9 protein-coding genes are annotated in these 12037 nt (G+C 42.9%); 5 read left to right on the forward strand and 4 right to left on the reverse strand.

Going from position 1 to position 12037, the window contains the following annotated elements:
- Window positions 1–34: 34 nt before the first annotated feature.
- Window positions 35–2263, forward strand: a complete 2229-nt coding sequence (gene bglX, locus J0L83_11990; GenBank protein MBN8665292.1) for a beta-glucosidase BglX — start codon at window positions 35–37, stop codon at window positions 2261–2263.
- Window positions 2264–2315: 52 nt separating this feature from the next.
- On the opposite strand, the gene J0L83_11995 is transcribed toward bglX, so the two are convergent.
- The 3 genes from J0L83_11995 to J0L83_12005 are packed head-to-tail and all read right to left on the reverse strand — an operon-like array spanning window position 2316 to window position 4675.
- Window positions 2316–3455, reverse strand: a complete 1140-nt coding sequence (locus J0L83_11995) for a cystathionine gamma-synthase (protein ID MBN8665293.1) — start codon at window positions 3453–3455, stop codon at window positions 2316–2318.
- 26 nt (window positions 3456–3481) lie between these two features.
- Complete coding sequence (locus J0L83_12000; GenBank protein MBN8665294.1) at window positions 3482–4054, reverse strand: DUF2911 domain-containing protein; 573 nt, start codon at window positions 4052–4054, stop codon at window positions 3482–3484.
- Window positions 4055–4084: 30 nt separating this feature from the next.
- Complete coding sequence (locus tag J0L83_12005) at window positions 4085–4675, reverse strand: DUF479 domain-containing protein (protein ID MBN8665295.1); 591 nt, start codon at window positions 4673–4675, stop codon at window positions 4085–4087.
- Window positions 4676–5028: 353 nt separating this feature from the next.
- Here J0L83_12005 and J0L83_12010 point away from each other — a divergent pair, with 353 nt between their 5' ends.
- The 4 genes from J0L83_12010 to J0L83_12025 all read left to right on the forward strand — a co-directional run bounded on the left by J0L83_12010 (window position 5029) and on the right by J0L83_12025 (window position 10440).
- Entirely contained in the window at window positions 5029–5472 is a 444-nt protein-coding gene (locus J0L83_12010; GenBank protein MBN8665296.1) for a hypothetical protein, read from the forward strand.
- 118 nt (window positions 5473–5590) lie between these two features.
- Window positions 5591–6565 carry a deoxyhypusine synthase family protein gene (locus J0L83_12015; GenBank protein ID MBN8665297.1) on the forward strand — a complete coding sequence of 325 codons (975 nt, stop codon included), beginning with the start codon at window positions 5591–5593 and terminating at the stop codon, window positions 6563–6565.
- 95 nt (window positions 6566–6660) lie between these two features.
- Entirely contained in the window at window positions 6661–8703 is a 2043-nt protein-coding gene (locus tag J0L83_12020; protein ID MBN8665298.1) for a penicillin acylase family protein, read from the forward strand.
- A 69-nt stretch (window positions 8704–8772) separates the two neighbouring features.
- Window positions 8773–10440, forward strand: coding sequence for a putative transporter (locus J0L83_12025; GenBank protein ID MBN8665299.1), 1668 nt, complete (start codon window positions 8773–8775; stop codon window positions 10438–10440).
- Window positions 10441–10502: 62 nt separating this feature from the next.
- Here J0L83_12025 and J0L83_12030 read toward each other — a convergent pair whose 3' ends face one another.
- Entirely contained in the window at window positions 10503–12026 is a 1524-nt protein-coding gene (locus J0L83_12030) for a M28 family peptidase (GenBank protein ID MBN8665300.1), read from the reverse strand.
- Between the last annotated feature and the right edge of the window lie 11 nt (window positions 12027–12037).

The following is a 12037-nucleotide window of genomic DNA, read 5'->3' on the forward strand; positions in this document are numbered from 1 at the left end:
TTGTAACTTGGCGAAGTACCTAAAAGAATACCATATGAAGAAATTCCTGGGTCTGCTGCTGTTGGTACAAACCGTATATGCACAGACAACATTGCCTTACAAGAATGCACAATTATCCATAGAGAGACGCGTGCAAGATTTGCTTGGCAGAATGACAGTTGAAGAAAAAGCCGGTCAGCTCAATCAATTAAATGGTGGTGTGTTTACTGGTCCTGCTGCCAATGATGCGGGTCAGCAAGCTAAAATGAATGAAGTGAAATCAGGCCGTGTGGGCTCCATGCTCAATGTGAGTGGTGCAGCAGAGACAAAGGCTGTACAAAAGATCGCTGTAGAACAGAGCCGACTGGGTATTCCCTTGCTCTTTGCGTTTGATGTGATTCACGGGTATAGAACCATTTTCCCGATTCCTTTGGCAGAAGCTTGTAGCTGGAATACTGAAGCGGCAGAAATCACAGCTTCTATTGCTGCAAAAGAAGCTGCAGCTGCTGGTTTGCATTGGACTTTCGCGCCGATGTGCGATATCAGTAATGATCCACGCTGGGGCAGGGTAATGGAAGGAGCAGGTGAAGATCCTTATCTCGGTGGTTTGTTTGCTGCTGCGCGTGTGCGTGGTTTTCAGGGCGATCTCTCTGAAACCAATCGTGTACTGGCTTGCGTAAAACATTTTGCAGCTTATGGTGCTGTTGAAGCAGGAAAAGAATACAATACTGTTGATGTATCGCGCGTACAATTGTGGAATAAATACCTTCCACCGTATCAGGCAGCGGTGAACGCAGGTGCTGCTACGGTGATGAACTCATTCAATTTGTTTGAAGGTGTGCCTGCCAGTGGTAACAGTTATCTCGTGAATGATATACTGAAAAAGCAATGGGGTTTTAAAGGCATTGTAGTGAGCGACTGGAACTCTTTTGGTGAAATGATTAATCATGGCTATGCCGAAGACAATAAAGATGTAGCGCTGAAAGCCATTCAGGCTGGTAGTATGATGGATATGGAAACCAAAGCCATGGTGAACCATATTCCTGAATTGGTGAAAGAAGGCAAAGTGAGTATGGCTTTGTTGGATGAAGCAGTAGGAAAAATTTTGTACTACAAATTCAAGTTGGGATTATTTGAAGATCCATATCGCTATAGCGATGAAGCAAGAGAAAAAGCAAACATCTTCACCGATGAACATCGCGCTATTGCGCGCAAAGCAGCCAGAGAAAGTATTGTATTGCTGAAGAATGATAATCATGTATTGCCGCTGCAGCCAACACAAAGAGTTGCTTTGATCGGTCATTATGCCAAGAGTAAAGAAGATTTGTTTGATTTCTGGATTGGTAAAGGCGATGCCAATGAAGCTGTTTCTTTGTATGAAGCATTGATGGCACGTAAAACAGGCATGGTTACGTATGCGCAGGGCTATCGCCCCGATGATAAACTGGATCAAAAACTAATTGATGAAGCTGTGAAGAATGCCAATGCTGCTGATGTAGTAGTAGTGAATATTGGTATCAGTGGTAAGCTGGCCGGTGAAGATCGTGCCATTGCCATGCCTGAAGTGCCCGCAGCACAAATTCGTTTGCTTGAAGCGTTGAAGAAAACAGGTAAGCCTGTGGTAGCATTGGTGAATGCAGGTCGCCCATTGGTGCTCACACCAATCAAAGATCTTGTATCATCTATTGTTTACTGCTGGATCTTGGGTACAGAACATGGTACTGCTGTTGCCGATGTAATTCTGGGTGTGCACAATCCTTCCGGAAAAACAGTGATGAGTTTTCCTTATGCAGTAGGACAAATTCCAGTGTATTATAATTATTTCAATAGTGGCAGACCCAATGCAACAGATCCTGCTGGTAACTGGTATACCCGCTATCGCGATATTCCCAATGATCCATTATATCCTTTTGGCTTTGGTTTAAGCTATAGTGAATTCAAATACAGCGACTATAGTATTAGCGATACTGTGATGACCAGAAACAAACCTGTTTCAGTAAAAGTAACGGTAACCAATACCAGCAATACAGATGCTATAGAAGTAGTACAATTATACTTGCGTGATGTAACAGCTTCTATTGTGAGACCAGTAAAAGAACTGAAAGCTTTCAAGCGTGTTCCGGTAAAAGCTGGCGCTTCTGTAGAAGTGAGCTTTACGATAGAGCCAAGTGATTTGGCTTTCTATGATGGTTTTGGCCGACAAAAAACAGAGCCCGGTTTATTCAAAGTCTATGTGGGCGGCGACTCGAAGAATGTTCTTGAAAAATCATTTGTACTGCAATAAGCACTAATAAAAATCCCCACGGTCCCGATACATCGGGATGTGGGGATTTTTATTATCCGATCGCTTGGTTTAAATCATCAATTAGATCGTCAGCGTCTTCGATACCTACGCTTAGGCGAATCAAGGAATCACTCAAGCCGTTTTTAATTCTCTCTTCTCTTGGAATAGATGCGTGTGTCATAGAAGCGGGGTGATTGATCAGGCTTTCTACGCCACCTAGGCTTTCCGCTAAGGCAAATACTTTTGTAGAGGACAATACGCGCTTCGCATTGTCTACACTATCATCTTTCAACTCAAAACTCATCATACCGCCATAGCCACGCATTTGCTTTTTAGCAATCGCATGATTGGGATGATCTTCAAAACCACACCAGTATACTTTACCCACTTTTGGATGGTTGCGTAAGAAGTTGGCTACTTTCTCGCCATTCTCGCAATGACGTTGCATTCGCACATGCAATGTTTTGATACCACGTAAGACCAAAAAACAATCCATCGGTCCTGGAACAGCACCGCATGACTTTTGAATAAAATACAATTGATCACGCAGAGCAGCGTCATTCATTATCAAACAACCTTGAATCACATCGCTGTGGCCACCTAAATATTTGGTAGCGCTATGCATTACGATATCAGCGCCTAGGTCTAATGGGTTTTGTAGATATGGTGAAGCGAAAGTGTTATCCACGCACAGCAACACTTTGTGTTCTTTCGCAATGGCTGCCACTGCTGCGATATCTGTAATATTCATCAGCGGGTTGGTAGGCGTTTCTGTCCAGATTAGCTTGGTATTGGCATTGATGTGCGGACGAATATTCTCCGCCTGCTGCATATTTACATAGTGAAACTTGATACCAAACTTTTCAAATACTTTGGTGAAGAGTCGGTAAGTACCGCCATACATATCATTGGCACAGATCACTTCATCGCCGGGCGCTAAGAGTTTTATTACTGCATCTGTTGCGGCAACACCACTGCTGAAAGCCAGACCAAACTGTCCGTTTTCAATTTCTGCATAAGCTTTCTCTAATGCAAAGCGTGTAGGATTCTGGCTGCGGGCGTATTCATAGCCCTTATGTTGTGCTGGCGCTTCCTGTACGTAAGTAGAGGTTTGGTAAATCGGTGTCATGATGGCACCGGTAGAAGGATCGGGTTCTACACCAGCATGGATAAATTTGGTAGCAATTTTCATAATCGTTAGTTGAGCACTATGTGCGGTTATTTGGCTGATAATACTATTGGTAAGCTTGCTTTTACATCATCCCAAAGTACCACCATATTGGCACCTGTTTTAGTTTCTTCAAAATAAATGGTAAAAGCTTCGGCAAGCTCGCTGGTTTTCTCAATCTTGATTTCTGTTCTAAGAATATCTTTTTTGATATCATAGACAAAGTTGCCCCAGCAAAAATTATCCTTATTGATACAGATGGTCCACTTGTCTTCATCAGGTATACAATAAATTGTATAGCGACCACGCGTAACAGTCTTACCGGCAATTTTTACTGAACGGAAAAATTCAATCTCGGTGGCTTCATTTGCACCTAGCCTCCACATTTCCTTGTATTTGATGATACCGCCAAATATGGTTCGACCGTTTTTGGCTGGTCTGCTGTAGATCACTCGGGCAATGGGTTCATCCTTAGCCTTTCCATTCATTTTCAGAATAGGGTAATTTGCTGGCCAGTAACTCATGTCCTGAGGAGATTTGTCCAGATCAGTTGGTTTTTGCTGAGCCATCAGGGTAATGCTGAACAGCAAAAAAGCACTTAGTTGAAACAACTTATGCAGCATCTTCAAGAATTTTGGCAAATATAGCAGGAATCAGTCGCTGTTCTGTACCAGCCAATCCTTACAGAAAGTATAAATATCCGGGAAGAATTGATCATAGGCTGTTTGCAGTTTAGCATCTTCATGTTGGAAAACCTCAAAGGGGTCAGTTGCCTCAATCAAATACTTAGCTCTTCTTCTAATACCACCGAAGCTTTGCTGTATGCCCCATCGTAGGCGATAATGATATAACCAATTCTGTTCCCGCATATAAGGCAGCATTTGCGCAAACCTATCCGGTAAGAAATGCCGGTTGGCTTCTAATGTCTGATATACTTCTTCCGCAAACCCTTTCCAATCAGCTTCCGATAGTTGCTTGGGGTCGTTGGCGAGGTAGTAGTCGTACACCACATCTGCAAAAGCGGGCGCATATGCACCTACTGCAGGTTTGAATACATGTTTTATAATGGCAGTGCTTGGATGTGCATCAGTGAAAGTATCAATAGCACGATGTAATCGAATCCCTTTTTGAATGCCAATAGGATAATCGTATTGTTTCTTGCCCTTCACAAAATCGCTAATCATATTACCTACCAGAAGCTCGGGTTGGCGAAAAGAGAGGTATGCATGTGCCAGGTAATTCACTTCATGAAAATACACTTATCCGTGCAAACTACCTTTTATCAGTAGTCTGCATTCCGTTACTGTAAATTAACCCTGTGGTAACGGCTTTTAATTTTTTATTAGCATTTTCTTGCTCAGTCGCTACTGCACTGCATTTCAGCCCAATATTAACGCAGCTTAACATAGCCATTAACACCACTCATCAAGACAAATCTGTGATACGCATGTTTGCATCCAACTCTTTCTAATTGCGTTTAAGGCCGTTCTAAGTTTGTCTTGTCAAAACCAATTACGCATTGTGATTTTCTTAACGAACGTTTTTGGTCTTGCATCGTCTTTCAAAAACAAACATCATCAAACAAAAACAAAACCGTATGAAAAAGTTATTTGTAACCGCACTGGCTGCTATTGCCATCTCCGCTTCAAGTTTTGCAACTCCTGTTGCAGACATTACCAAAGTGAGCCTGAAAGTCATCAACAAATTCAAAGCTGAATTTTCAACTGTTGATCAGGTAGAATGGGAAGTGAAGAAAGATTTTATCAAGGCTAAATTCTCTGAAGATGGTCTCACACAGGAAGCTTTCTTTACGCAAGATGGAGAGCTGATTGGTACCAGCAAGCAGATTGATCGTGCAGATATGCCCTCTGTTCCCCGTAAGGCTTTGAATAAAGCAGTTGAGGGTGCTGAATTGTTAGAGCTTATTGAGTTCAATAGTACGGAGAAGGGTGTTGCCTATTATGCAAGCATCCAAAAGGATGGTGTAAAGCGCATCCTGGAAATCAGCAGCACTGGTACCGTAAGTAATTACAAGAAGTAATTGGGTTTCAGCATATCAGGAAGAAGGGGCACTGCTTTGCGGTGCCTTTTCGCTTTCATGCTGATTTAACTGTCTAAAAGCTTGAAAACAGTTACTTTTGCGGCTCAAAATTTCTGATATGCAAAAAGGTCCTGTATCACAGTTCATTACGCATCATTACCGCCATTTTAACGCTGCGGCCTTGGTAGATGCTGCCAAAGGATATGAAACACACCTGCTGGAAGGTGGCAAAATGCTGGTGAGTTTGGCCGGTGCCATGAGTACTGCTGAATTGGGTGTGAGCCTCGCGGAAATGATCCGTCAGGATAAAGTAGCCATCATCAGCTGTACCGGTGCCAATCTAGAGGAAGATGTGATGAATCTGGTGGCCCACAGTCATTATAAGCGTATTCCTAACTACCGCGATTTAACACCGCAGGAAGAGTGGGATCTGTTAGAGAATCATTATAACCGTGTAACAGATACGTGTATTCCTGAAGAAGAAGCTTTCCGACGCTTGCAAAAGCACCTGGTAAAACAGTGGAAAGATGCAGAAGCCAATGGCGAGCGTTATTTCCCGCATGAGTTTTTGTACAAGACAGTATTGAGTGGTGAATTACAACAATACTACGAGATTGATCCAAAAGACAGCTGGATTGTAGCTGCTGCAGAGAAAAACCTGCCTATCGTGGTACCGGGCTGGGAAGACAGCACTACCGGTAACATCTTCGCATCTTACGTCATCAAGGGTGAGCTGAAAGCAGATACCGTGAAAAGTGGTATTGAGTATATGGTTTACCTGTCTGAGTGGTATCGTGCGAACAGTGGCGGGAAGGGCGTTGGTTTCTTCCAGATTGGAGGTGGTATTGCCGGCGATTTCCCGATCTGCGTAGTGCCTATGATGTATCAGGATCTGGAATGGCATGATGTGCCTTTCTGGAGCTATTTCTGCCAGATTAGTGATTCTACAACTTCTTATGGTTCTTATTCCGGTGCTGTACCTAACGAGAAAATTACTTGGGGTAAGCTGGACATCCATACACCTAAGTTTATCGTGGAGAGCGATGCAACCATCGTTGCACCGTTGATTTTCGCTTACATACTTGGTTGGTAAGTCAATCAAATACAGATATTAAGCCGCTGGTAACAGCGGCTTTTTTGTTGCTGAACAGAATCGTTGTAATATCGTTTTAGTATAAAAAAAAGTATATGCGACTGCTTGTCCTCTTCCTGTTGATAGCGTATTCTGCTGCTGCTCAGATCAATCCTAAAAATGTAACCATCGCTCGTGATAGCTTTGGTGTGCCGCATATTTTCGCCAAGACAGATCCTGAAGTTTCATACGGACTGGCTTGGGCACATGCAGAAGATGATTTCAAAAGTCTGCAGTTGGTGGCATTGCCCGCCAAAGCCCTGATGGGTAGAGCACTTGGTAAGGAAGGTGCTGCGGGTGATTATGCATTTGCCTTATTTCGCTGCCGCGAAATCACAGAAGAAAAATGGCATACACTTTCGCCGGAATTCATTCGCTTAATCGAAGGTTATGTACAGGGCCTGAATGATTATGCCAAAGCGCATCCGGAAGAAGTCTTGGTAAAACAACTCTTTCCCATCACTACCAAAGATTATGTTGCTTCATCTGTATTGGCTTTAACGGTATTCAATGGAGGTGATCGTGCATTGCGTACCATTTTCGCCAACAGAGTATATCCGTTGATTGAATTTGAAAAGAAAGGCTCCAATGGTATTGCGGTACATCCATCTCGTACTGCAACAGGAGAAGCTTTTCTTGCAATCAATGCGCATCAGCCGAATGAAGGTCCGCAAGCTTTTTACGAAGCACATGTGGCCAGCGAAGATGGTTGGAATGCACTCGGTGGATTGTTAGCTGGCGGCCCTTGTATTCTGCATGGTGTTAATGAGTACCTGGGTTGGGCGCATACAGTGAACCTCTGTGATAGAGTAGACATTTTTCAATTACAAATGAATCCTGAGAATAAGAACCAATACTTGTTTGACGGACAATGGGTGGATTTGGAGAAGAAAAAAATCAAACTGCGCATCAAGGGTATTCCTATTGCAGTGAACAGAACAGTTTACTGGAGTAAGTATGGCGCTACCATGAAGAATGAACAGGGCGCATTTGCTATTCGATTGGGTGCAAATATGGAAATACGTGCTTTGGAGCAATGGTATCGCATGAATAAGGCGAAGAATTTCACACAGTTTTACGATGCCATCAGCTTACAGGGCTTATCCATGTTCAATATGGTGTATGCAGATAAGCACGATACCATTTTCTATGTAAATAATGCTTTGATGCCGGTACGTAATCCCGATCCGGCGTATAACTGGAGAAGAACGGTGCCAGGTAATACAGCAAAAACTTTGTGGACAGAATTTCGCAACATCAAACAATTGCCACAGTACATAAATCCCGCTAGTGGCTTTTTATTCAATACCAATCATTCCCCTTTCGCTGCAACTGCACCAAAGGATAATCTGAATTATAGAAGCTTTCCAAGAGAAGATGGTTGGGAGAATAACCAGAACAACAGAAGTGTGCGCTTCATGCAATTGTTTCCAAAAGAAGGAGCAGTGGGTTACGAGCAGTTTAAGACGATTAAGTTCGATAGACAATTGCCCCAAAAATTGCAGTATATCTATCCTGTTGATACTTTGTTCTTGTTAAAGGGTGATGCTTACCCTGATATTGCAGAGCAGATTAATACCCTGCAAAGCTGGGATAGAAAAGGTGATGCAGACAGCAAGGGCGCAGCGATCTTCTTGTTGGTATATGAATATGTTGCCAAGAAAATGGACGGACAAGATGCCAGGCAAATGACGACTGCCGAGTGTGTAGAGATATATCGTTACGTAAAGAATTATATGCAGCAGTATTTTGGCCGAACAGATTTAGTACTCGGTGATATCCAGAAATTGGTTCGTGGCGATAAGGAATATCCTTCTAGTGGTTTACCTGATTTATTGGCGCCTGAGTGGTCTGTTCCTTATAAAGATGGTAAACGAAAAGTAACCGGAGGTGATGCTTATGTTGCTTATGTGCGTTTTCCAAAACAAGGTTTACCAATTATAGAAACTGTGAACACCTATGGTGCTTCTGCCAAACAAGGCAGCAAGCATTTTGATGATCAGGTGCCTTTGTTCTTGGCACAAAAGACCAAGCCAATGACTTTGGATAAGGCATTGGTATTGAAACAAGCTGTACGTACGTATCATCCTGGTGAATAAGGGTATGACATTCATCATATTCATCCGAGGTGAATATGAGTAATTTTGTGCCTCAACAAATCTTACCGTATGCAATGGTTGATTGATTTGTTCTTTGTACCTGGCATTCCACAAACAGTTGCTGTTTATGGTTTGGTAATAGCAATTGGTATCTGGCTGGGTCGTATTTCCTTTAAAGGTATTTCCTTGGGTGTAACCTGGGTGCTCTTTATGGGCCTTGCTGCTTCATACTGGGGCATCAATGTAAATAAGGAGGCAGAACATTTTCTAAAAGAGTTTGGATTGATCTTGTTTGTGTACTCTATTGGCTTGCAGGTTGGCCCTGGTTTTTTTGCATCATTGAAAAAAAATGCATTGGTGGCAAATGGGCTTGCTGCATCTGTTGTGTTGATTGGTGTGCTCACCACTATCGGACTCTTTTACTTCAGCCATAATGATATCGCAGCAATGACGGGTGTAATGAGTGGTGCAGTAACCAATACACCGGGCTTAGGTGCTGCTCAAGCTGCAATTACCGATTTACATTTGGCGAAAGACAACAGTGCCACGCTTACACTGGCTTATGCAGTTGCTTATCCTTTCGGGGTTTTTGGTATCATCATTGTATTGATTCTGCTGAGAAAAATTTTTGGTACTGATCTCGAAAAGGAAAGAGAGTTGCATCGTAAGCTGAGTATCATCAAATCGAATCGCCCAGTATCGGTACACCTGAAACTGGATAATCCACAGATGATTGGTCAGCCAATACGCAGTGTATTACAGATGATGAAACAGCCCATTGTTGTTTCACGCATGTTGCACGACGGTGAAATCATCACACCAACACCTGATGTGATCATGCATGAAGGTGATGTGTTACTGGTGGTAGCACCTAAAGAAGCTGTCGGCCAGCTCAAACTCATTATTGGTGACGAAGCGGACGTGAATCTGAAAGAAGCCAAGGAAAGTGAATTAATCTCACGCATCATTGTTGTAACAAGACCTGAAGTAACACACAGAAGACTGGGGGACATTCCTGAACTGCATCAGCAGGACTTTACCTTAACTAGACTCAGTCGCTCCGGTATTGAAATGGTGCCGCATGGAGATATTGTTTTGCAGCTGGGCGATAATATTAAAGTAGTTGGTACAGCAGATGGTGTGGCCATGGTAACACAAGCAATGGGTAATTCTTTAAAGCGATTAGAAGTGCCTGATCTCGCGCCCATCTTTATTGGTATTGTATTGGGTGTGGTCCTTGGTAGTATTCCTTTCCACGTAGCCAATATGCCTGTTGCAGTAAAGATTGGTTTAGCAGGCGGACCGTTGATTGTGGCTTTATTGCTGAGTCGATTTGGTAGCAAACTTTACCTAAACAACTATACCACCAATAGTGCTAACCTGATGATTCGTGAGTTGGGCATTACTTTATTCTTGGCGAGCGTAGGCTTAAGTAGCGGACATGGGCTGCATGATGCATTTGCCGGTGGTACAGGTTGGCAATGGATGCTGATGGGTGCAGTCATCACTATTTTGCCTTTGTTGATTGTTGGATTGGTGGCACATTATGCTTTTCGTAAAACCTATTTTGAGATCTGTGGCTTGTTAGCAGGCGCCAGTACAGATCCTCCGGCATTAGCTTTTGCGATGCAGACTGCCAAAACAGATATTCCTTCAATTACATATGCAACAGTGTATCCGCTGACTATGATTCTGAGAATCATTGCAGCACAATTATTGATTTTACTCTTCGCTTAGCGATTCATCAACTTGAAATAAAAAAGGGCTGCAACTGCAGCCCTTTTGTTTGGTAAGCACAATTATCTTGGAGGCATGTTCAAAGGCATATCGCGCTTGAGCATTTCATCTCTGTTAGCCATTTCCCAGGCTGTATGGAAAATCAGTCTGGCGCGCTTCTCCATCACATCAAAATTGATCTTGTCAACCGTATCGGTTGGTCTGTGGTAATCTCTGTGTACGCCATTGAAGTAGAAAATGATGGGTACACCCTTTGCTGCGAAATTGTAATGGTCGCTGCGATAATAGAAACGGTTCGGATCTTTTGGATCATTATATCTTCTATCCAGCTCCATCTTGATAAACTTGTTATTTACTGCATCAGTAATCTTCATCAGGTCACTGCTCAGCTTGTCTTCACCAATCACATACACATAGTTAGTACTATCGCCTTTGTATGAGGGATCAATTCTACCCACCATGTCAATATTCAAGTTGGCTGTTGTCTTAGCCAATGGGTAAGTTGGATTATTGCCGTAGTATGCAGAACCCCTCAAACCTTTTTCTTCACCAGAAACTGTCATGAACACAATTGTTCTGCGTGGGCCTTTTCCTTTTTTCTTAGCCTGCATAAAAGCTTCTGCTAACTCTAATACACTTACGGTACCGGAACCATCATCATCAGCACCATAATAGATAACTGTGTCGCGTTTGCCCAAATGATCATAGTGCGCTGTGATGAACAAGTATTCATCTTTCTTGTCTGTTCCTTCAATAACACCTAATACGTTAGAACTCTCCAGATTCAGGGTTTCTTTCTTGGCAACCAATTTCAGTTCAGCTTTGTAAGTAGCTTTCTTTGATTCCAGTAATGAAGTTGAATTCTGTATACTTGTTCTGCCCAATAATGCAGAAGCAACTGCTTCAGAAATATTGGCTGTAATAAAACTATTCGCAGCAGCAGATTGCTGGGCGAAATACATATTGCCTGTAACAGGACTAGCATTTCGCTTAGGAAAGTCCTTGCTCACCAGCAATAAACCAATAGCACCATTATTACGTGCAGCAGTAATCTTACCCCCTAATGATGCAGGGTTATTCATACGCAGGTTGGTGGCATTACCACTACCAGGAGCACCTTCTAACGCAACAACGATTTTACCTTTAACATCCAAGCCTTTGTAATCGTTATTCAATGAGTCAACTAGACCATAACCAACAAATACTGTTTCATTGATTGTCCAATTGCCACTGGCTGCGCTTTGCAGGCTAATTACATAGTCTTTGTCCCATTCAAAGACGCGACCATTTACAGATAATTTTTTTTCTGTCAGCTGATCCTGATACACAGGATACATCTGTTGATAGCTGCTGCCGTTACCAGGCTTTAAGCCGAGGCTTCTGAAATGATTTTCGATATAGGCTGCTGCTTTACGCTGACCTTCTGTTGCGGTCTCGCGGCCTTCCATCTCTTTGCCAGCTACAATGGTGAGATGTGTTTTCAAATCTGCTGCGGTAACAGTAGCAGCATATTTTACTGCTGTTTCGTCTTGTGCGAACAAACCTGAACTCAGCAGGAGCATGCCTGCAAGCAATTGTTGTTTCATGTGTATACTCA

The sequence above is a fragment of the Chitinophagales bacterium genome, from assembly GCA_017303835.1.
Classification (GTDB): Bacteria; Bacteroidota; Bacteroidia; order Chitinophagales; family Chitinophagaceae; genus JAFLBI01.